This window comes from Maricaulis parjimensis (assembly GCF_016817355.1).
Classification (GTDB): domain Bacteria; phylum Pseudomonadota; class Alphaproteobacteria; order Caulobacterales; family Maricaulaceae; genus Maricaulis; species Maricaulis parjimensis.
The window spans coordinates 134,929-154,691 of sequence record NZ_JADOTT010000005.1 but is presented as its reverse complement, the minus strand read 5'-3'; the positions used below and the strand labels follow the sequence as shown (position 1 = coordinate 154,691).

The 19,763-nt window shown below is 63.3% G+C and carries 23 protein-coding genes; 13 read left to right on the top strand and 10 right to left on the bottom strand.

All coding sequences use genetic code 11. The features are described from left to right. Complete coding sequence (locus tag I0K07_RS10235; RefSeq protein WP_203293027.1) at positions 1-1,317, top strand: ATP-binding protein; 1,317 nt, start codon at positions 1-3, stop codon at positions 1,315-1,317. Between the two features lie 7 nt (positions 1,318-1,324). On the opposite strand, the gene proC is transcribed toward I0K07_RS10235, so the two are convergent. The 3 genes from proC to I0K07_RS10220 all read right to left on the bottom strand — a co-directional run bounded on the left by proC (position 1,325) and on the right by I0K07_RS10220 (position 3,103). Then, complete coding sequence (proC, locus tag I0K07_RS10230; RefSeq protein ID WP_203293025.1) at positions 1,325-2,164, bottom strand: pyrroline-5-carboxylate reductase; 840 nt, start codon at positions 2,162-2,164, stop codon at positions 1,325-1,327. A 7-nt stretch (positions 2,165-2,171) separates the two neighbouring features. Further along, a complete protein-coding gene (locus tag I0K07_RS10225) occupies positions 2,172-2,675 on the bottom strand; it encodes a type III secretion system chaperone family protein (protein ID WP_203293023.1) in 504 nt (167 codons plus the stop codon). Between the two features lie 98 nt (positions 2,676-2,773). Beyond that, the gene (locus tag I0K07_RS10220) at positions 2,774-3,103 is read right to left on the bottom strand and encodes an accessory factor UbiK family protein (protein ID WP_203293021.1); all 330 of its coding nucleotides are present in this window, start codon (positions 3,101-3,103) and stop codon (positions 2,774-2,776) included. A 122-nt stretch (positions 3,104-3,225) separates the two neighbouring features. On the opposite strand from I0K07_RS10220, the gene lgt reads away from it, so the two are divergent. The 11 genes from lgt to I0K07_RS10165 all read left to right on the top strand — a co-directional run bounded on the left by lgt (position 3,226) and on the right by I0K07_RS10165 (position 13,169). Then, positions 3,226-4,077, top strand: a complete 852-nt coding sequence (gene lgt / locus I0K07_RS10215; protein ID WP_203293019.1) for a prolipoprotein diacylglyceryl transferase — start codon at positions 3,226-3,228, stop codon at positions 4,075-4,077. A 4-nt stretch (positions 4,078-4,081) separates the two neighbouring features. After that, on the top strand, positions 4,082-5,167 hold the full coding sequence (locus I0K07_RS10210; RefSeq protein ID WP_203293017.1) for a class I SAM-dependent methyltransferase: 1,086 nt from the start codon (positions 4,082-4,084) through the stop codon (positions 5,165-5,167). Between the two features lie 72 nt (positions 5,168-5,239). After that, entirely contained in the window at positions 5,240-6,172 is a 933-nt protein-coding gene (locus I0K07_RS10205; RefSeq protein WP_203293015.1) for a ribose-phosphate pyrophosphokinase, read from the top strand. A gap of 197 nt (positions 6,173-6,369) precedes the next feature. Continuing rightward, positions 6,370-7,017, top strand: a complete 648-nt coding sequence (locus I0K07_RS10200; RefSeq protein ID WP_203293013.1) for a 50S ribosomal protein L25/general stress protein Ctc — start codon at positions 6,370-6,372, stop codon at positions 7,015-7,017. Between the two features lie 96 nt (positions 7,018-7,113). After that, positions 7,114-7,719 carry an aminoacyl-tRNA hydrolase gene (gene pth / locus I0K07_RS10195; protein WP_203293011.1) on the top strand — a complete coding sequence of 202 codons (606 nt, stop codon included), beginning with the start codon at positions 7,114-7,116 and terminating at the stop codon, positions 7,717-7,719. 117 nt (positions 7,720-7,836) lie between these two features. Beyond that, a complete protein-coding gene (locus I0K07_RS10190; RefSeq protein WP_203293009.1) occupies positions 7,837-8,184 on the top strand; it encodes a hypothetical protein in 348 nt (115 codons plus the stop codon). Between the two features lie 352 nt (positions 8,185-8,536). Then, complete coding sequence (ychF, locus tag I0K07_RS10185; protein ID WP_203293007.1) at positions 8,537-9,637, top strand: redox-regulated ATPase YchF; 1,101 nt, start codon at positions 8,537-8,539, stop codon at positions 9,635-9,637. Between the two features lie 12 nt (positions 9,638-9,649). Further along, positions 9,650-10,087 carry a globin family protein gene (locus I0K07_RS10180; protein ID WP_203293005.1) on the top strand — a complete coding sequence of 146 codons (438 nt, stop codon included), beginning with the start codon at positions 9,650-9,652 and terminating at the stop codon, positions 10,085-10,087. A gap of 94 nt (positions 10,088-10,181) precedes the next feature. Beyond that, on the top strand, positions 10,182-11,426 hold the full coding sequence (locus I0K07_RS10175) for a multidrug effflux MFS transporter (protein WP_203293003.1): 1,245 nt from the start codon (positions 10,182-10,184) through the stop codon (positions 11,424-11,426). Positions 11,427-11,517: 91 nt separating this feature from the next. Beyond that, positions 11,518-12,231: a hypothetical protein gene (locus I0K07_RS10170; RefSeq protein ID WP_203293001.1), complete on the top strand. Its 714-nt coding sequence runs from the start codon at positions 11,518-11,520 to the stop codon at positions 12,229-12,231. Positions 12,232-12,290: 59 nt separating this feature from the next. Then, complete coding sequence (locus I0K07_RS10165; RefSeq protein ID WP_203292999.1) at positions 12,291-13,169, top strand: enoyl-CoA hydratase-related protein; 879 nt, start codon at positions 12,291-12,293, stop codon at positions 13,167-13,169. Here I0K07_RS10165 and I0K07_RS10160 read toward each other — a convergent pair. Then, positions 13,166-14,092 carry a PhzF family phenazine biosynthesis isomerase gene (locus tag I0K07_RS10160; protein WP_203292997.1) on the bottom strand — a complete coding sequence of 309 codons (927 nt, stop codon included), beginning with the start codon at positions 14,090-14,092 and terminating at the stop codon, positions 13,166-13,168. The genes I0K07_RS10165 and I0K07_RS10160 overlap by 4 nt on opposite strands. A gap of 10 nt (positions 14,093-14,102) precedes the next feature. After that, complete coding sequence (locus tag I0K07_RS10155; protein ID WP_203292995.1) at positions 14,103-14,996, bottom strand: 23S rRNA (adenine(2030)-N(6))-methyltransferase RlmJ; 894 nt, start codon at positions 14,994-14,996, stop codon at positions 14,103-14,105. A gap of 133 nt (positions 14,997-15,129) precedes the next feature. Between I0K07_RS10155 and I0K07_RS10150 the strand changes: the two genes are divergently transcribed. Continuing rightward, positions 15,130-16,608, top strand: a complete 1,479-nt coding sequence (locus I0K07_RS10150; RefSeq protein WP_203292993.1) for a S10 family peptidase — start codon at positions 15,130-15,132, stop codon at positions 16,606-16,608. Positions 16,609-16,663: 55 nt separating this feature from the next. On the opposite strand, the gene I0K07_RS10145 is transcribed toward I0K07_RS10150, so the two are convergent. Genes I0K07_RS10145 through I0K07_RS10125 form a run of 5 tightly spaced genes read right to left on the bottom strand, consistent with a single transcriptional unit; the run spans position 16,664 to position 19,762 of the window. Further along, positions 16,664-17,326, bottom strand: a complete 663-nt coding sequence (locus I0K07_RS10145; protein WP_203292991.1) for a hypothetical protein — start codon at positions 17,324-17,326, stop codon at positions 16,664-16,666. Between the two features lie 14 nt (positions 17,327-17,340). After that, positions 17,341-17,877, bottom strand: a complete 537-nt coding sequence (locus tag I0K07_RS10140) for an adenine phosphoribosyltransferase (protein ID WP_420828484.1) — start codon at positions 17,875-17,877, stop codon at positions 17,341-17,343. Between the two features lie 26 nt (positions 17,878-17,903). After that, positions 17,904-18,539, bottom strand: coding sequence for a glutathione S-transferase family protein (locus I0K07_RS10135; RefSeq protein ID WP_203292988.1), 636 nt, complete (start codon positions 18,537-18,539; stop codon positions 17,904-17,906). After that, complete coding sequence (locus I0K07_RS10130) at positions 18,539-18,934, bottom strand: lysozyme inhibitor LprI family protein (RefSeq protein ID WP_203292986.1); 396 nt, start codon at positions 18,932-18,934, stop codon at positions 18,539-18,541. Before I0K07_RS10130 ends, I0K07_RS10135 begins: the two co-directional genes overlap by 1 nt. A 60-nt stretch (positions 18,935-18,994) precedes the next feature. Beyond that, positions 18,995-19,762: a trypsin-like serine peptidase gene (locus I0K07_RS10125; RefSeq protein WP_203292984.1), complete on the bottom strand. Its 768-nt coding sequence runs from the start codon at positions 19,760-19,762 to the stop codon at positions 18,995-18,997. Position 19,763: the final 1 nt, after the last annotated feature.

Below are 19,763 nucleotides of genomic sequence, written 5' to 3'. Positions count from 1 at the left end.
ATGGCCGTGCTCCGCCGCTATCTGCCCAAGGGCCTGTTTGCCCGGACATTGCTGATCATTGTCCTGCCAGTGGCGCTGATGCAGGTCGCCGTGGCCTGGTCCTTCTTTGAGGAACATTGGGAAACCGTCACCAGCCGGCTCTCCGAGGGCGTGGCGGGCGATATCGCCATGATGACGCGGCTCTACGAGGCTTCCGAGGACGCGCCGGACACGTTCGAGCGCCATGCCGAAATGGCCTATGAGACAATGCGGCTCTCGGTGGACTTCCGGCCGGGAGAGAGCCTGCCGACCTCGCGCCGCACCTCCTTTTTCCGCACGCTGGACCGGACATTGCGGGCGGCGCTCTCGGCCCAGATCGACAATCCGGTCTGGTTCGATACCACGCGCTATCCCAGCTATGTGGATGTGCGGGTCGAGGTGGATGGCGGCGTCCTGCGCTTCATCGCCCTGCGTGAGCGGGTGTTTGCGACGACCGGCCATATCTTCCTGCTGTGGGTGATCGGGGCAACCTGCCTGCTGACCGCCGTCTCCATCGTCTTCATCCGCAATCAGGTCAAACCGATCCGGCGCCTGGCCGATGCGGCGGAGCAATTCGGCCGGGGTCAGGATGTGGCGCATTTCCGTCCGGCCGGCGCGACCGAGGTCCGCCAGGCCGCCCATGCCTTCCTGGAGATGCGCGCCCGTATCCGCCGTCACCTGGAACAGCGCACGGCCCTGCTGGCCGGGGTCAGCCATGATCTGCGCACCCCGCTGACCCGGTTGAAACTCCAGCTGGCCCTGATGCCGGAAAGCCCGGAACGCGAGGATGCCAAGAAGGATCTGGCGGAGATGGAAGAGATGCTGGACGAGTATCTCGACTTTGCCCGCGGCCAGGCCAGCGAGGAGACCGAGCGCCAGGACCTGGTCGCCCTCGCCCGCGATGTCGTGGACAATGCCGTGCGCCAGGAGGGTCAGGTTGAATTCCTGGCCGATGGGGCGATCGAGACCGATATCCGCCCCGGCCCGATGCGCCGCGCGCTGAGCAATCTGATCGGCAATGCCCTGTCCTATGGCGACAAGGCGCGGGTGATCGTGCGCCGGACCAGTACACGGGTTGAAATCGTGGTGGAGGATAATGGTCCCGGCATTCCGGAAGACCAGTATGAAGAGGCGATGAAACCCTTCAACCGCCTCGACGAAAGCCGCAACCAGAACCGCAAGGGCGTCGGTCTCGGCCTCGCCATTGCCCGCGATGTCGCGCGCAATCATGGCGGCGATATCCGGCTTGAAACCTCGGATTTGGGCGGTCTGAAAGCGACAATCAGCCTGCCGGGCTGATCAGGCGCTAGCGGCCATTGCCATTGCCCAGCTGGCGCGAGCGGCGTTCGGCGGCGTTCACCGCATTGCGGACCAGTTCCGGCAGACCGCCACCCGAACCCATCAGGGCGTCGAGGGCCGCCTGGGTGGTACCACCCGGTGAAGTGATGGAGCGACGCAATTCCTGCGGGGACTTGTCGCTGGAGGCCAGGAGGGCACCGGCACCGATAATGGTTTCGCGGGCCAGTTTCTCGGCCAGTTCACGCGGCAGGCCTTCGGCCGTGCCCGCACCGGCGAGGGCTTCGGCAAGCAGGAAGACATAGGCCGGCCCCGACCCGGATACGGCTGTGACGGCGCCGATCAGGCGCTCATCCTTCACCCATTCCACGGACCCAACCGGTTTGAAGAGCTTGTTGGCGGTCTTTTCAAAAGCCTCACCGGCCTCGTTCGCCACGCAAACACTGACACCGGCGCCCACGGACGCCGGCATGTTCGGCATGACGCGCACAATGGGACGATCGCCAAAGGCCATGGCCAGGCGGTTCAGCGTCACACCGGCCATGATGGAGACCAGAGCCGCATCCTTGGACAGCATCGGTGCCAGCGGTGCGGCCACGGCTTCCAGGGTTTGCGGTTTCACGGCGAGGACGATGAGATCCATGCCGGCCGCGTCCGCCGCATCGAGCTCGGCGACACAGCGTACGCCATGCTTTTCGACCAGGTTCTGGACGGGTTCGCCCGGGGACGGGTCCACAATGGTGAGACTGTCCGCACTTACGCCAGACCGTTTGGTCCGCAACCATCCGGAGGCCAGGGCACCGCCCATATGGCCACCGCCGATCAATGCAATCTTCAAGGTCTGTGTCATGCTCGTGTCAGGCTTCGCCAGCCGTCTCGAACATCGCGGCGGCTACGGCTTCTTCCACACCTTTACCGCCCCAGACGAGGAAGTGGAATGCCGGATAGAAGCGTTCGCCTGCGTCTCGCGCAGCCGTGATCATGCCGGCCGCCTGGGCCGGAGAGACAGTTTCGCCCGCAGGCAGCCCTAGCGAATGGCGATAGACGATGGAGCCATCCTCGAACCAGACATCGAAATGTCCCATCCAGAGCTTCTCGTTCAGTCGTGCAACCAATTCACAGACATCACGAAAACGCTTTTGAGGCACTTTCAGGTCGAGGCTGGCGCAGATGTGAAGCGCTTCCAGTTCCGGACGCCAGGCAAACCAGATCTGGTGATCACGCCAGGCGCCGGTCGCTGTCAGGTGGAGCTCGCCATTCTCGTCACGGTCATAGGGATATTGCTCGGCAATGACCGCCTGCTCGACCGAATCGAGCGGATCAACCGTCGACGGTGCGTATTCATCAAAGAGCAGGTCCATGGAGGTGTCTCCTTCGTCTGCGCGGCGACTCACACCGTAGCGTGACGGTATGTCCGCGCCGCGACAGGCGCAATCAAAAGCGGGAAATCAGGATCGGGTCAGGACTTGGCCTTGCCGGATGCCTTCGGCGTCGCCTTGGCCGAGGTTTTCGCAGCCGGCTTCTTGGCACGGCTGGCCGGTTTCGGCTTGGCCGCGGCTTCCAGAGCCTCGATACGGGCTTTCAGGGCATCGACCTCACCCTGGGAGGCATCCAGAGCGGCTTTCACCGCGTCGAATTCCTCACGCGTGACCAGGTCCATTTCAGCGACCATGCGGTCGGCGCGGGCCCGGAATACCGCACGGGCTTCCTCGCCCATCGCCTGCGCCGCGCCAAAGGCATCGGTCATCAGATCGGCAAAATCATTCAGAAGCGGGTTGCGCGTTTGCATCAAAGAAAGCCATTAGAGTGTTCAACGAGAGCCTATATGCGGCCCAGGCGGAAAAATCGCAATGCGTGCTTCCGTCACACATGCAGGTCGCCGACGCCCAAAGCCGACACACAGAGTGATTGATGGACATTTGTACCCCCAGCTTTGATCTCCTCAAGCCGGAGATTTTCGATCTCGGCTGGTTCGCCCTGCGCTGGTATGCGGTGGCCTATATCGCCGGTCTGATGATTGGCTGGCGCTACATGATGGCGCTGGCCCGCCGTCCGCACATGTGGAATCCGCCGGGCACGAAATCACCGAAATCGCCTTTCAGCGTGGAACAGGTCGATGATCTCCTGATCTGGGCGACACTGGGCGTGATCGCGGGCGGCCGTCTGGGTTATGTCATCTTTTACATGCCGGACATGATCTGGGAGCGTCCACAGGACATCATCCTGGGCATTACCGATGGCGGCATGGCCTTCCATGGCGGACTGATCGGCGTCTCGCTGGCGCTCTTCTTCTATTCCCGCCGCCAGAAGATCGATCTGTGGCGCATCGCCGATGCCGCCGCCGTCGTCACCCCGATCGGCCTGTTCTTCGGCCGGCTGGCCAATTTCATCAATGGCGAGCTATGGGGCCGCCCGACCGAACTGCCCTGGGGCATGACATTTGCGGCGGACCGGCTCTGCCTGCCCCGCCATCCCAGCCAGCTTTATGAAGCGGCGCTGGAGGGCCTGGCCCTGTTTGCGATCATCAATATCGCGACCTGGAAATTCCGCTCGCTGGAGAAGCCGGGTCTGAATGCCGGCCTTTTCCTGGTCTTCTACGGCCTCTTCCGGGCCCTGCTGGAAACCGTGCGTGAGCCGGACGCCCACATGCCCGAAGCCCTGCGCGGCTATGTGACGATGGGCATGCTGCTTTCCCTGCCGATGATTGCGCTGGGCTGCTGGCTGATCTACCGCACCATGAAGCAAGACAGCGCGAAAGCCTGAGCGAATGATCACTGATCGCCTGCGTGACCGGATCCGGCAAACGGGACCGGTCTCGATTGCCGCCTTCATGACCGAGGCCCTGTTTGATCCCAAGGATGGCTACTACGCCACCAAGGATCCGATCGGGGCGGGATCGGACTTCATCACCGCGCCGGAAATCAGCCAGATGTTCGGCGAGCTGATGGGCTTGTGGGCGGCCCAGTCCTGGATGGATATGGGATCGCCCGTCGAATTCCAGCTGGTCGAGCTGGGACCGGGGCGCGGCACGATGATGGCCGACGCCCTGCGCGCCGCTCGCACCGTGCCCGGTTTCATGGAAGCCGCCCGGATCAATCTGATCGAGGCCAGCGCCGCACTGAAAGCTGTCCAGGCCCAGACCCTGGGCCCGACCGGAGCGCAGATCCGCTGGGTGGACCGTCTCGAAGCCGTTCCCTCCGGCCCCGCGATCATCCTGGGTAATGAATTCCTCGATTGTCTGCCTGTCCGCCAGGTCATCCGCCACAAAGGCGAATGGTGCGAGCGCATGGTCGGACTGGCCGAGGATGATGAGGCCTTCGTCTTCCTGATGGGACCGCCGATCGGTGTGGATGCCAGCCTCGTTCCGGACAGTCTGCAGGACGCGCCGGAGGGCAGTCTGGTGGAGATTCGCCCAGGCGACCGCCAGGTTGTGGAAACCCTGGCACAGCGCTTTGCGGATCAGCCCGGACGCGCGCTCTTCATCGATTATGGTCCGGCAGCCAGCGAGACCGGCGACACGCTGCAAGCGATCAAGGCGCATGAGAAAGTGGCGGTTCTGGAGGCGCCGGGCACGGCGGACCTGACGGCCCGGGTGGATTTCCAGTCACTCCTGCATGCCGCCCGAAATGACAGCCTGACCGGCTATGGCCCTGTCGAGCAGGGCCCCTTCCTGCTCGGTCTGGGCATCGAACAGCGTGCCGCCGTTTTGTGCCAGAGCGCACCGGAGCAGCGCGCCAAGATTGCCCGCCAGGTCTGGCGACTGACCGATCCGGACCAGATGGGACAGCTTTTCAAGCTGGTTTGCCTGGATAGTGCGGGATTGCCACCACCCGCAGGATTCTCTGCAAGCTGATCATTTCGGCTTCAATCTGGCGCCCGCCTCTGTTAATCAGCGCGCGTCTTGGGCAGCCGGGGACCACCAGCCATGAAATTGATGTCGGGGACGGCCAATACTGATTTGGCCAAGACGATTGCCGATTATCTGGACGCACCGCTCTGCGCGAGCGAGATCGAGCGTTTCGCGGATGGCGAAATCTTCGTGCGAATCGATGAAAATGTCCGGGGCGAGGATGTCTTCATCATCCAATCGACCTCCTCCCCGGCCAATGACCATTTGATGGAATTGCTGATCATCATCGACGCCCTGGTTCGCGCCAGTGCGCGCCGGATCACAGCCGTCATCCCCTATTTCGGTTATGCCCGCCAGGACCGGAAGACCGGTGGCCGGACGCCGATCTCCGCCAAGCTGGTCGCGAACTTGATTGCCAAGGCCGGCGCGGACCGCGTGCTGACCGTCGATCTGCATGCCGGCCAGATCCAGGGCTTCTTCGACATTCCGACAGACAATCTCTTCGCCACCAAGGTGATGGAAGAAGACATCCGCCGGAACTACAAGACCGATGAATTGCTCATCGTCTCGCCGGATGTCGGCGGCGTGGTGCGGGCCCGTGCCCTCGCCAAACTGCTCGATGCCGAGATCGCCATCGTCGACAAGCGCCGTCCGAAGGCCGGCGTGGCCGAGGTGATGAATATCATCGGCGAGGTGGAAGGCCGGCGCTGCATCCTGTTCGACGATATGTGCGACAGTGGCGGCACGCTGGTGAATGCGGCCGAAGCCCTGCTGGAAAAAGGCGCAGTGGAAGTCTCCGCCTACGTCACCCACGGCGTGCTGTCCAAGGACGCCCAGGGCCGGGTGGCCAAATCCCGCCTGCGCGAGCTGGTCGTCACCGATTCCATCGTCGAACCGCCCAACTCCACGCAGACGGAAAAAGTGCGCCGCCTGTCCGTGGCCCCGCTGCTGGGCGAAGCCATCCGCCGCATCGCCAATGATGAGTCGGTGTCCAAGCTGTTCGACTAGACGGCCAAGGCCATCCCGGCCGTTTCACGCGACGGGTGAATTAGCTGACTCTTCGCTGCTGATGCTGTTGCGCGGCGCTCAGGGATCGGTTATAGCCCGCCGCTCGAAATATAACTGTGGCATGAAGCCATGACAGATCGCCGCCCGCCGGGGTTTTCCGGGCTGGAGGCGGCGTTTGCATTTAAGGAACAGGACCGATGAGCTCCAACATCGTTCTCACCGTTGACGTTCGTGAAGGCACCGGCAAGGGCGCGGCTCGCGCTGCCCGCCGTGAAGACCTGGTCCCGGGCGTCCTGTACGGCGGCAAGCAGGGTCCGGTCTCGATCAACCTGCGCGGCAATGAAATCCGCAAGGCTCTGCTGACCGGCAAGTTCATCTCCAACATGATGGAGCTGGACCACGAAGGTAAGCGCCAGCAGGTCATCGCGCGCGACATCCAGTTCCACCCGGTCTCCGACGCGCCGCTGCACGTCGACCTGTTCCGCGTTGACGAAGACACGAAGATCGACGTCGAAGTCACCGTGCACTTCATCAATGAAGAGAAATCCCCGGGCATGAAGCGCGGCGGCGTTCTGAACATCGTGCGTCACACGGTGGAACTGAACTGCCCGGCCGGCTCCATTCCGGATGCGATCGAAGCCGACCTGTCCGGCCTGGACATTGGCGACACGATCCACATGTCCTCCATCGCCCTGCCGAAGGGCGTGGTTCCGACGATCTCCGATCGCGACTTCACGGTTGCCACCCTGCAGGGTTCGCGCGCCGTCCTGACGCCGGAATCGGAAGAAGACGCCGAGACGCCGGAAACGGAAGTCATCAACCAGAAGAGCGAAGACGAGGACTAATCCCTCGCCTCTTCCTGGTTCGAACCACATTGTCAGCGAAGCCGAAACCGGCTTCGCTGATTTTGTATCCGGACACTGCCAAGGAAGCTGCCCCAGATGATGATCCTGGCCGGGCTCGGCAATTGCGAGCCGAAATATCTGAAGAACCGCCACAATGTCGGCTTCATGGCGATGGATGTCATCGCCCAGGCCTGGAGTGCCGGTCCCTGGCGCAAGCGCTTCCAGTCACTGGCCTGTGAGCTGACTGTCGGCTCCAACAAGCTCCTCCTGCTCAAGCCGCAGACCTTCTACAATAATTCCGGCCATGCCGTGGGCGAGGCTGCGAATTTCTACAAGGTCGAGCCCAAGAATGTCGTCGTCTTCCATGACGAGCTGGATCTGGCGCCGGGCAAGTTCCGCATGAAGTTGGGCGGCGGCGCGGCCGGCAATAATGGCATCAAGTCCGTCACCTCGCAGATCGGCCCGGATTTCCGCCGCGCCCGCATCGGCGTCGGCCATCCCGGCGACCGCAACCGGGTGACCGGCTATGTCCTGTCCGATTTCGCCAAGGCAGAAGAGAGCTGGCTGATCGACCTGCTGGACGCCATCGCCGATTCCGTCGATCTGCTGGCCAGTGGCGATGTCGACGCCTTCCAGACCCGCGTCACCCACAAGGCCCCGGCGCCTGAGGTGATCAAGCGTGGACGGCCTGACGCGGACTGATCGCGCCGCCCTCACACCACAGTGAAAACCCGGCATCGCTCCGTGCGGCGAGTTGATTGGTAAAAGGGGACTGGCCCGCGCATTCCTTCTCCCGTCAAAACCACGGGAGACACTGCCATGCCACGCCTTTTCAGCCAGAGCCTGATTGCCGCCAGCCTTGCCGCCGGCATCGCCCTGCCCGCCCTCGCCCTGCAACAGGACACGATGATGCAGGACGACGATTCCATGATGTCCGACGACCACATGATGGACGATGACTCCATGATGATGGACGACGACAAAATGATGTCCGACGACATGATGATGTCGGACGATACGATGATGTCGGACGACGACGCCATGATGGCGGACGACGCCATGATGTCCGATGAGGACATGATGCATGACGACAACAGCATGATGAACTCGGACGACCCGACGCGTGGCCGCCGCAAAGGCCTGAAGGCCGCGCCGGCAGCCCTGTAATCCCCCGACGGACGTCAGGTTCATCGGCTCGCCGGCTGTCCCTTCCCGGCGAGCCCACTCACACCCCTGCACCGCCGGTCACAACCGGCTCCCTCGCCTGCCCGACGACCGGGCCGGTTGGCTGTCCTGTCCGGATATTCCGGGGCTGGCGGGAATGGGATGTTCAGGACCGGCCTGTTGCCGGTGGGGCACCGGGGATCTGTCCATCACCCGGCGCTTCGGTCTCCGGTTCCCGGGATTGCTCGCCCCCTCAAGTCCGCATCCCCGGGAGCCGGAGCCACTGACAGGACAGTCGACCCCGGCGTTCAAAATCCCTATAAGGCGGCGCTCAACACACGAGGGATTTAGCGCCATGGGATTCAAATGCGGCATCGTCGGACTGCCCAATGTCGGCAAGTCGACCCTGTTCAATGCGCTCACCCAGACCGCCGCCGCCCAGGCCGCGAACTATCCCTTCTGCACGATCGAGCCGAATGTCGGTGATGTGGCGGTGCCGGAACCCCGCCTGAAGAAACTGGCCGAGATCGCCGGTTCCAAGGAAATCCTCCCGGCGCGCATGAATTTCGTCGACATTGCCGGCCTGGTCGCGGGCGCCTCCAAGGGCGAAGGCCTGGGCAACCAGTTCCTGGCCAATATCCGCGAGACCGACGCCATCGCCTATGTGCTGCGCTGTTTCGATGATGATGACATCACCCACGTCGCCAACAAGATCGACCCGCTGGCCGACCTGGAAACTGTCGAGACCGAGCTGATGCTGGCCGACATGGAGAGCCTGGACAAGCGCCGCTCCAATCTGGAGAAGAAGGCGAAGACCGGTGACAAGGAAGCCAAAGCCGCCCTCGCCCTGATCGATCTGGCGCTGGAACAGCTCAACAATGGCAAGCCGGCCCGTTTCGCCGAAGTGTCCAAGGAAGACCAGAAGGCCTGGAAGGGCCTGCAGCTCCTGACCACGAAGCCCGTCCTCTTCATCGCCAATGTCGATGAGGACTCGGCCGCCACAGGCAATGCCTATTCTCAAATCGTCATGAAGCGCGCCGAGGAAGAAGGCGCCCAGGCTGTCGTCATCTCGGCCAAGATCGAGAGCGAACTGGCCCTGCTGGAAGACGAGGACGAGCGCGCGGAATATCTGGAAACCCTGGGACTGGAAGAGCCGGGCCTGGATCGCCTGATCCACACGGGCTACTCCCTGCTGGGCCTGCAGACCTATTTCACGGCTGGCCCAAAAGAGGCCCGCGCCTGGACGATCCGCGAAGGCTATACCGCGCCGCAAGCAGCCGGTGTCATCCACGGGGATTTCGAGAAGGGTTTCATCCGCGCCGAGACCATTGCCTATGACGATTATGTCGCCTGCGGCGGTGAAGGCCCGGCCAAGGAAGCCGGCAAGATGCGCGCGGAAGGCAAGGAGTACATCGTCCAGGATGGCGATGTGATGCACTTCCGCTTCAACGTCTAGGACGCCGGACCGGTGTCCTCCCCTACGCCCTTGCGTGAAACCGAAGCGCGGGCAGCCGCCCGTGCGGAAGCTGCAGAAATGGGGATCACGCCGGCACTGATTTCCGACCTGGTCGAGACCTTCTACGGGCATGTCCGGGACGACGCGATGCTCGGCCCGGTCTTTGAGAAGGCCGTGGCCGGCGACTGGGATCCGCACCTGGCAACGATGAAGCGCTTCTGGTCCTCCATTGTCTTTCATGATGGCGGCTATTCGGGACGACCCATGCCGGCGCACATGAAGATCAAGGCGGATATCTCGCCGGACCACTTCACCCGCTGGCTGAAACTGTTCGAGCAAACCCTGTCGGAGATCGGGGCCAGTGAGGCGGCGCACGCGGCCTTCCTCGCCCGGGCACAGCGCATCGGACAGAGCTTCCAGATGCATCTATTCTACTCTCCCTACGAGTAGGACATGGCGGCCATGCACGGCCCGCCCTTGCATCTTCCCGGCGAAGAGCGCATTCCAGACCCGTGCAGGTCTGCACCCGCTCCCGGAGATCGTCATGACGACACAGCAACACCCCTTGGGTGACAGCTTCCCGCTATCTCTGACCGAATTCGTCGCGCTTCTCGTGGCCATGACCGCCGTCGTCGCCCTGGCCATCGACATGATGCTGCCGGCGCTGGACGATATCGCCCTGGATCTGGGCGTGACCGAAGCCAATGACCAGCAATTCGTGATCTCGGCCTATTTGGCCGGTTTTGGTGCCGCCCAGCTCTTTTACGGCCCTCTCTCGGACCGGTTTGGCCGCAAACCCGTGATGATGGTGTCGCTGGCCCTGTTCCTGCTGACCACGCTGATCTGCACGCTCTCTCCCTCCTTTGACCTGCTGCTGATCGCCCGCTTCATGCAGGGCGCCGCCGCGGCGGCCTGCCGGGTGATCGCGGTCGCCGTTGCCCGGGATGTGGCGTCTGGCCGGCGCATGGCAGAAGTGATGTCCATGGTGATGACGGCCTTCATGGCCGTGCCCGTCCTCGCCCCGACGCTGGGTCAGATCATTCTGAGCTTTGCGCCCTGGCGGTGGATTTTCGCCTTTCTGATGCTGTTCGCGGCCGGCCTCATGGTCTGGCTGCAAATGCGCCTGCCGGAAACCCTGCATCCGGAATTCCGGGTGCCGCTGAAATTGCGGTCTCTGATTGCGGCCTTCGGCGAGACAGTCCGGCACCGGCTGATGATCGGCTATACGCTGGCCGCCATGCCCTTCTTCGGTGGCCTCTATGGTTTCCTGGGAACATCACAGCAGGTTTTCGTCGACCATTTCGGCCTGAGTGACGGGCATTTCCCGCTCGCCTTTGCGGCGATTGCCGGCGGCATTGGTGTGACCAGTTATGCCAATTCCCGCCTGGTCATGCGGGTTGGCCAAAGACGACTGTCCCACAGCGCCCTGGTGGCATTCGTCGTGATCAGTGCCATTCACAGCGTGGTGCTGCTGAGTGGCGTCGACAATCTCTACATCTTCCTCGCCCTGCTCGCGGCCGCGATGGCCTTCCTAGGCCTGATCGCCGCCAATTTCTCGGCCCTGGCGATGGAGCCGGTGGGTCATGTCGCCGGAACCGCCTCGGCGCTCTACGGGTTTCTGACCGGCGTCGTCGGCGCCTTCATCGGGTCCGTGATCGGCCAGATGTATGACGGCACACCTGTCCCGCTCATCCTCAGCCAAGCCGTCATGGCAGCGCTGGCCCTGGCCCTGGTCTTCTGGACCGAGCGCGGCAAGCTTTTCGCGGTTATCGATGACGAGGACGAATAGGCAGAACGCATGACGGCGAATTAACGCCGCCGCCAAACTGCCGCGAGGTGCCGACCGCTACTCATCCCTTCAAGACGTGAAGGGAGACACCATGTCCTTGCTCAGCCTTGCCGCCCTTGTTCTGCTCGTGGAACAGCCCGATGCAGCCACCCAGGCCCTGATCGACGCCCATACGCAGGCGCGTGGTGGTGAAGCCGCCATCGAAGCCGTCGACAGTGTGGAGCTTCACCTGACGATCAATGAAGGCTGGCAGGCCGAGGCTGTCTACCGTGCCACTCGAAGCGGCAATATGCGGATTGATGTCAGCATTGACGGCCAGCGGGTCTTCACCGAAGCGCTGGACCAAGGCTCTGCCTGGTCGATGGGACAAGGCGGGATGGCTGGCAGCCCGATCACGGACGAGGAAGCGCGCATTCTCTGGCGCGGGGTTCTGGGCAATGTCTACGGACTGCACGAATACGCCGCCCATGATGTGGACATAACCGCCGGCCGGGACGAGGAGACCGGGCAGGACACGCTGGACCTTGTTCATCCGGACGGGTTTGCCGAACGACTCTATCTGGACCCTCACACCCATGATGTCGTGCGCAGCCGCAGCGACCACGCCCTCCACCCTGCGGTGGATCCGGAAGTGCGCCGGTTTGAAAGCCGATATTCCGATTTCCGCGAAATCGAAGGTGTGCGCTACGCCTTCCGGACCGAGAAATTCGACCTCGATACTGGCGAACGCGTGCAGTGGACCCAGCTCAATTCAATCAGCCTGAATTCATTGGACGACCCGGACGTCTTCACCCTGCCGCAATAGCGGATGCCAGCCGGAAATCGAGGTGCTAGCCTCCTCCGCAATGATAAGGGGAGGTCGATATGTCGTTTGAAACCATTCGCTACGAGGTCGAGGACCACGTCGCAACCATCACGCTGAACCGTCCGCATCGGCTCAATGCGTTCACGCTGGAGATGGGCGAGGAGATCAAGGCGGCATTTGATGCCAGCGACGCCGATGATGATGTTCGCGCGGTGATCGTGACCGGCCACAAACCCGCCTTCTGTGCCGGAGCCGACCTGTCGACGGGAGCGGATACCTTCAACCGCGTGGCCGATGAAGCCCAGAGCGGAACCTTCGACGATAATGACCCGAAATGGCGGGACATGGGCGGAACGCTGAATCTGCGCATCTGGCAGAGCGCCAAACCGGTCATCGGCGCCATCAATGGCGCGGCTGTCGGGATCGGCGCGACGATGATCCTGCCGATGGATATCCGCCTGGCCTCCATGGACGCGAAATTCGCCTATCCCTTCGCCAAGCGGGGCATTGTCTGGGACGGCTGTGCCAGCTGGTTCCTGCCGCGCGTGGTCGGAATTTCCACGGCCATGGACTGGGGACTCACCGGCCGCACCTTCACAGCGGCAGAGGCCTTCGAGAGCGGGCTCGTGGCGCGGGTTCTGCCAGCAGAGGATTTGTTGCCGGAGGCCCGCGAACGCGCGCGGCTGATTGCCGAGAAATGCTCGCCGGTCTCGGTTTCGCTGATGCGTCAGATGGCCTGGCGGATGCTGACCGAGAACAGTCCGATGCAGGCGCACCGGGTCGAGACCAAGGGCATCCTGCATGCCGGCATGGGGCCGGATGCCAAGGAGGGCGTGATGTCCTTTCTGGAGAAACGCAATCCGGACTTCCCGATGCGGGTCAGCGAGGACATGCCGTCCTGGTACCCGTTCTGGGATGAGGCCGAGGATTCCTACTAGGCGTCCTCGCCCGGAATGGCGAGCAGCTCGCCCTCGGCGATCTTCACGGCATCCCCGCCCAGCATGAGCTCGGCCAGCTTTCCGCCCTCCATGCGCAGGCGCAGGCGGATCAGGCTGGGTCGGCCCATTTCGACGCCCTGATAAAGGGCAATCCCGTGCTCCCCCTCGCCCAAACCGGTCTGTTCGGCGAGCAGACCGGCGAAAGCCGCCGCCGCACCACCCGTGGCCGGATCCTCGTGAATACCCAGATTGGGCCCGAACATGCGGGTCCGCCAATCGGTCGTGTGCTCGGTCGCGCTGGCCTTGGCCACCACATAGGCACAGACCGGCATCTCGCCACCGAACGCCGTCTCGAAAGCCGCCAGATCAAGCTTGATGTCGGCCAGGACATCGGCATTGCGGACCGGCACGATGGCGAAGGGCACACCGGCCGACCAGATTCCGCCCTGGATGGAGGTGTCCATGAGATCACCGGGCATGATGTCCAGCGCATCGGCAATGGCGCCAAAATCCGGCAGCTCCCCGACCTGTTCCGGCAGTTTCGGCGCGAAGAAACGGGCCGAGCCGGAACGCGGTCCATTCACCCGCCCGTCCGCCGTGACATCGCCCACCGTCTCTTCCAGCACAAAGCGGCGGCGATCGCCCTCTGCGGCACCGGAGGCCAGCGTCAGGGCCACAGTGGCCCCCACGGTGGGATGACCGGCAAAGGGAAGCTCATCCACCGGCGTGAAAATGCGCAGCCCATAATCGGCATCGCGGCCCTTCGGTTCGGTGATGAAGACCGTCTCGGACAGGTTGAACTCGCCGGCAATGGCCTGCATCGCCATGTCGTCCAATCCATCGGCCCCGAACACGACGGCGAGCGGATTGCCCGCCAGCGCCGTGTCGGTGAAGACGTCATAAATCGCGTAACGCAAGCTCACGGATCGGCTCCTATTCCTCGGCGAGGTCTTCCAGGTCTTCATCGGTCAGCGCGCCATCAACGCGCCAGCCATAGCCATCGCCCTGGGCCAGGGTGTCGGCCAGCCAGGGCAGAAGCTTCACCAGCTTCTCTTCCAGGGTGAAGGGCGGATTGACGATGACCACACCGGCACCGGCCAGCTTGCCCTCGCTGGCAAGGTCCCGGATCCACAGATCAGCGCGCAGGACCTTTTCCGGCTCCAGACCCTTTTCCGAGATCAGCCATTCAGCCAGGCCATTGTCGAACCGGTCCGCCGCCCAAAGGTTTTTCAGGGAGCGCCAGAAGATATAGGTGCCGGTCGGCCACTGACCGTAAGACCCGATCACGGCCTCGGCCATGTGGGCCAGCTCATCACGATCCTCGAAAGGCGGGTCGATCAGGACCAAGCCACGTTTCTCTTTCGGCGGGAGCAGTGATTTCAGCGCCTTGTAGCCATCGCGGCGTTCCACCTTCACGCGGGCATCGCGGCGGTAGCGAGCATCCAGCGTGACCGAGTCGGCCTCGTGCAATTCGCACAGATGGATGCGGTCATCCTTGCGCGAGAGACGGGCGGAGATTTCCGGTGAGCCGGGATATTGCGTCATCCCGCCCGGATTGAGCTCACGCACCAGGTCCAGATAGGGCGCCAGCGCTTCGGCGGCCTCTTCGGGGATGTCGGCGTCCAGCAGGCGGCCGATCCCGTCCTTCCATTCCGGCGAACGCTGGGCCGCGTCGGAGGTCAGGTCATAGCCGCCAATCCCGGCATGCGTATCGATCACGCGGAAGGGTTTGGGCTTGGATTTGAGGTGTTCCAGGCACAGCGCGAGAACGCAGTGCTTGAGGACGTCGGCAAAATTGCCGGCATGAAAAGCGTGGCGGTAATTCATGGCGCTGCCCTTAGCGCATTTTGCCCCCCGGACCCAAGACAATTGCGCGGAATGCGGACGCCTGCAGCCGCGCCCTTTCCCCGGCCTGCCCGCCCCCCTAATCTCCGGCCGGAACAAGATTGGGGAGTATTCCATGATCCGCCTGTTTGCCGCGGCCCTCGCCGCCGTCAGCCTCACCCTTCCCGCCCTCGCACAGGACAGCGATACGGCCTCCGAACCGCGCGTCTATGAAAGCCGGGGCCAGGTCACCGTCAATGGCGAGCGCATCCGCTACCGCGCCATTGCGGGCGAGACCTATCTGCGCGACGAGGACGGCAATCCGACCGCCTCCATCTTCTCCACCACCTATATCGCGGACGGCATGACCGATCCGCGCACGCGCCCGGTCGCCTTTGTCTTCAATGGCGGGCCGGGTTCGGCCAGCCTGTGGCTGCACATGGGCGTATTCGGCCCGCAGCGCCTCGTCCTGCCGGATGTCGGCGATGATGGTGCGGCCCCCTATGACGTGGTCGAGAATGTCTATTCCATCCTGGATGTCGCCGACCTCGTCTTTGTCGACCCGGTCGGCACCGGCTGGAGCCGCGCCCTGGGCGAAAGCTCCGGCGATGACTTCTGGGGCGTCAATGAGGACGCAGAAAGCCTGGCCCAATTCATCCGTATCTGGCTGTCGGAGAACCAGCGCTGGAATTCGCCGAAATACCTGCTGGGCGAGAGCTATGGCACGCTGCGCATCGGCTCGCTGCTGAACCAGCTGGAAGGCAGTTTCACCGATGTGGCGATCAATGGCGTCGCCCTGATCTCCACCGTGCTGGATTTCCGCTATGACGACACATCGGCGGGCAATGATATCGGCTATGTCGGCCTGATGCCGGGCTTTGCCGCTACGGCCTGGTATCACGGCAAGGTCGACCGTTCCGCCTGGAATAATGATCTGGAAGCCTTCCTGGCCGCTGCCCGGGAGTTCGCGGTGGAAGACTACATGCCGGCCCTGATGCATGGCGTTACCCTGCCGGCCGAGCGTGAAGCCGCGGTCATCGCCGACCTGTCCCGCTTCACCGGCCTCTCCGAGGACTTCCTGCGCCGGGCGAACATGCGCGTCTCCCTGCGTCATTTCCAGCGTGAGCTGCGTCGCGATGAGGGCCTGTCCGTAGGCCGCCTGGACAGCCGCTATACCGGTGTCGAGGTGGACGGGATCGGCGACAGTCCGGAAACCGATCCGAGCTTCTACGGCATTGATGGCAGCTATACCGCCGCGATGCTGGACTATTTCGGACGCTCGCTGGGCGTGGACATCACCGAATACTATTCCACCATCGGTGGCGTGCGCGGCTGGAACTGGGATGCCGGCCGCACGGGCAATAACAACTATATCAATGTGGCGCCCTGGATTGCCCGTGCCATGCGCCAGAATTCGGATCTCGAAGTCCTGGTGGCCCAGGGATATTACGACCTGGCGACGCCCTTCTTCGCGGCGGAACTCATGTTCAACCAGCCCGGTTTCGTTCAGGACCGCGTCCGCTTCGAGTATTATGAATCCGGGCACATGATGTATATCCACCACCCCTCGCTGGAGGCGGTGACACAGGATGTGCGTGAGCTGATCACGGATTGATCGTCGACAGAACAGAGAGGCTGGCGCCCGGGCGGGTGCCGGCCGTCTTTCACGCCTAGCTGTCCGCCGGTTTCCGGGTGATATCGCAGATCGCGGCGAGGGCCGTGATGAGGATGAAAGTCGCGGTGGCCATATAGCCGGCCTGGGCGATGCTGTCTGGCAAGGGCATGGAATGATTGACCTGCTCGGCCGCGATCAGCAGGAAAAAGAAGATCCAGGGCCAGATCCGACCCACGAGATTCTTCGCCCGGGTGACGCGCAGATAGAGCGCAAAACCCGCGAAAAGTAATGAAAACTCGAGGGCCAGGGCGAGTGGGTAATTATTCCACAGGCCCAGCCCGACTTTCGGACCACCCGGCCAGAGCGCCAGGTCGGGCACATGGACAAGAAGATCCATGATCCAGTGCGAGAAAACGGCCAGCGCGATGACAGCACCGCCTCTGCGTTTTTCGCGCGGCGCCCAGATCGCGTAGACGAGGCCGGCTCCCACCGCCCAGGCGAGCGCCGCCGGCAGGGAATGGGTGAGCGGCATGTCGTAGAGGTCCAGCGAATTGGAGTCGGTGAAACCGGGAATGATGCGGACATGCTCGATCCCGTTGGCAACGAACACGCCCCAGGCGACATCAACCAGCTGGACGGCCAGGAAGAGTGTCCACAGCGGCACGCTGCGGGCCAGGGACTTGGCGGCGAAGGCGGGTCCGTAATGGCCGACAAACATGGTCCCGCCCTTTCCTATTCGCCTTCGTATTCGATCAGGCTGGAGACCGGGACGCCCAGCGCCTCGATCCGTTTGGCGCCACCGAGATCGGGCAGGTCGATGACGAAGGCGGCGCCGACCACCGTGGCGCCTGCGCGCTGAAGCAGTTTGATGGAGGCTTCGGCCGTGCCGCCGGTCGCAATCAGGTCGTCGACCAGAAGCACCCGGTCGCCTTCCTGGACGGCGTCGACATGGATCTCGATCGCGTCCTGGCCGTATTCCAGCTCATATTCCTCGATCAGGGTGCGATGGGGGAGTTTGCCGCGCTTGCGCACCGGGATGAAGCCGACAGACAATTGGTGGGCCACGGCTCCGCCCAGGATGAAGCCGCGGGCTTCAGTCCCGGCAACGAGATCGATCTTGGCACCGGCCCAAGGCTGGACCATACGATCCACCGCCACACGAAAGGCCCGCGCATCCCCGATCAGCGTGGTGACATCGCGGAACATGATGCCCGGCTTGGGATAGTCAGGGATCGTGCGGATCGCTTTTTTCAGGTCCATCTCTGTCATCCTGGCAGGCTCACGGGCTGGAAGGCTTATTGGGCTTCACTGTAGGGGAAGGTCTCCACCAACGCATCCTTGCGCCAGTCGAGGAAGTCGGGATCGCTGAGCAGCGCGTCGCAATAGGCCTGCGCCGACGCATGCAGCGGAATGTCATACGCCCGGAACCGGTCGGCAACCGGCGTAAAGAAGGCATCGGCAATGGAGTATGTGCCGAACAGAAAGGGGCCGTCCATGCTGGCCACATCATTCCAGAGCGCCTGGATGGTGGCGATGTCGGCGCGTGTCTCTTCCTTCAGCCCGATGGCTTTGGGGGTTCGGGCCAGATCCATGGAGCATTGGCCGCGCAGGGCCATGAAGCTGGAATGCATCCGCGCTGTTGCCGATCGGGCCAGGGCACGCTGCTGCGCATCCCGGGGCCAGAGATGGGGGGCCTGTTCGGCCGCCCATTCGGCAATCGCCAGGGAATCCCAGAACACGCCGCCCTGCCATTCCAGCACCGGAACCGTATGGCCCGGTGACAGGGCCGACAATCGCTGACGCAGATCATCCCCGTGCAGGGGCACCATGTTTTCCTCGAACTCGATACCAGCCTTGCGCAGAACCAGCCAGGCCCGCAGGGACCAGCTGGAATAGCGCTTATTGCCGATGTGCAGGACAGGCCGGGTCATTACATGTCCCGCAATTCGCCGGCCCGGGCGCGGGTGAGGCTGATCCGGCAGTCCAGACCGATCTCTTCGCGCGAATCCTCGGAGATGAACATCAGGGCGACCCGCCGGTCGCATTCACTGTCGCGATAGGTCAGCCAAGCCGACTGGGCGGCGTCCAGCTGGTCGACGGCGTGGAATTGGCCCGCCGTATCCAGATCGATCTCGCGCGCTTCCTCGCGAGCTCCTGCCTCAGCGGTCTCGAGCTGGTCCTCGGCATCGGACAGGAGACGACGCAGGCAAGACCGGCGCGCCGGCCAATTGGTCAGGTGTTCGGCACATTCCACGGCCGGGCGCGGCAATTCGAATTGCGGCTGGGCACCGGCCAGCAAAAATCCGGCGGCAAGCTGAAGCAGCATGTCGTCCTCTCCATCCACTCGGAGGTCTTTATGGACGAGGCCGGGAAGCGGGAAAAGGGGTCAACGGCGCGCAATGTCGGCGCGGACGAGGACCGTGTTCAGTGCGTCGAGAAAATCATCACTGACCCGGCGGGCCACGCCATATTCCTGCCGCTCCCCATCCAGGATCAGATACTGGCCGACATGCAGCGCCACGATATAGGGCTCATCGCCGATCTGCGTGACGAGCGGCGTGCCCGACAAGCCCGGGCGCCGGTCGCAATCATGGAAGATCAGGCTGGGCTCGGTGAGATAGTCCGGCGCCTGCGGCAGGCTGCAGGCCTGTTGGTCGACCGGGCGTCGCAGGAAGGTCAGCTGGCCGTCCGGCTGGCTGTCCGAGACCAGGACGCGCAAACGCGGAACAGAGGCCGGCAGACGCCCGCGGGTTGTGAGAATGGCCCAGTCCTGACTGAACTGGGAGGTGTCTGTTGTGCCGGGATGCCCCGTTTCAACGGCCACGATCTCGCCGATCTCGAGCGGAACCCCCCTCACCCGGCAATTGCGCAATCCCTGCGAGCCGTAGACGCCATGGCGGGTTGCCAGAAGCAGGTCGAATTCCGCGCCCACCGGGTGATAGGCCAGCACGACCGCCCGGCTGAGATGCAGCTGGGTCGGATCGTCATGCCAGCACAGAAGCTGGACCACGCTTTCGCGGGAGACATCGTACTGGGCATCATCGAGGGGTGTGAAACTGACCTCGTCGCTGCGCGCAAAGGCCGGTGCCGCCATCAGCGCAAGCAGAGGCAGGAGCAGGCAGGCCAGTCGGGGACCGGGGCGCAGACATGTCATG

Bases quoted from the DNA above. Each gene is read 5' to 3' on its own strand.
- I0K07_RS10175 (WP_203293003.1), top strand. From the start codon at position 10,182: ATGACGACACAGCAACACCCCTTGGGTGACAGCTTCCCGCTATCTCTG.
- I0K07_RS10165 (WP_203292999.1), top strand. From the start codon at position 12,291: ATGTCGTTTGAAACCATTCGCTACGAGGTCGAGGACCACGTCGCAACC.
- I0K07_RS10200 (WP_203293013.1), top strand. From the start codon at position 6,370: ATGAGCTCCAACATCGTTCTCACCGTTGACGTTCGTGAAGGCACCGGC.
- I0K07_RS10130 (WP_203292986.1), bottom strand. From the start codon at position 18,934: ATGCTGCTTCAGCTTGCCGCCGGATTTTTGCTGGCCGGTGCCCAGCCG.
- I0K07_RS10150 (WP_203292993.1), top strand. From the start codon at position 15,130: ATGATCCGCCTGTTTGCCGCGGCCCTCGCCGCCGTCAGCCTCACCCTT.
- lgt (WP_203293019.1), top strand. From the start codon at position 3,226: ATGGACATTTGTACCCCCAGCTTTGATCTCCTCAAGCCGGAGATTTTC.
- proC (WP_203293025.1), bottom strand. From the start codon at position 2,164: ATGACACAGACCTTGAAGATTGCATTGATCGGCGGTGGCCATATGGGC.
- I0K07_RS10235 (WP_203293027.1), top strand. From the start codon at position 1: ATGGCCGTGCTCCGCCGCTATCTGCCCAAGGGCCTGTTTGCCCGGACA.
- I0K07_RS10205 (WP_203293015.1), top strand. From the start codon at position 5,240: ATGAAATTGATGTCGGGGACGGCCAATACTGATTTGGCCAAGACGATT.
- I0K07_RS10170 (WP_203293001.1), top strand. From the start codon at position 11,518: ATGTCCTTGCTCAGCCTTGCCGCCCTTGTTCTGCTCGTGGAACAGCCC.
- I0K07_RS10155 (WP_203292995.1), bottom strand. From the start codon at position 14,996: ATGAATTACCGCCACGCTTTTCATGCCGGCAATTTTGCCGACGTCCTC.
- ychF (WP_203293007.1), top strand. From the start codon at position 8,537: ATGGGATTCAAATGCGGCATCGTCGGACTGCCCAATGTCGGCAAGTCG.
- I0K07_RS10190 (WP_203293009.1), top strand. From the start codon at position 7,837: ATGCCACGCCTTTTCAGCCAGAGCCTGATTGCCGCCAGCCTTGCCGCC.
- I0K07_RS10145 (WP_203292991.1), bottom strand. From the start codon at position 17,326: ATGTTTGTCGGCCATTACGGACCCGCCTTCGCCGCCAAGTCCCTGGCC.
- I0K07_RS10125 (WP_203292984.1), bottom strand. From the start codon at position 19,762: ATGACATGTCTGCGCCCCGGTCCCCGACTGGCCTGCCTGCTCCTGCCT.
- I0K07_RS10135 (WP_203292988.1), bottom strand. From the start codon at position 18,539: ATGACCCGGCCTGTCCTGCACATCGGCAATAAGCGCTATTCCAGCTGG.
- pth (WP_203293011.1), top strand. From the start codon at position 7,114: ATGATGATCCTGGCCGGGCTCGGCAATTGCGAGCCGAAATATCTGAAG.
- I0K07_RS10210 (WP_203293017.1), top strand. From the start codon at position 4,082: ATGATCACTGATCGCCTGCGTGACCGGATCCGGCAAACGGGACCGGTC.
- I0K07_RS10140 (WP_420828484.1), bottom strand. From the start codon at position 17,877: ATGACAGAGATGGACCTGAAAAAAGCGATCCGCACGATCCCTGACTAT.
- I0K07_RS10225 (WP_203293023.1), bottom strand. From the start codon at position 2,675: ATGGACCTGCTCTTTGATGAATACGCACCGTCGACGGTTGATCCGCTC.
- I0K07_RS10220 (WP_203293021.1), bottom strand. From the start codon at position 3,103: ATGCAAACGCGCAACCCGCTTCTGAATGATTTTGCCGATCTGATGACC.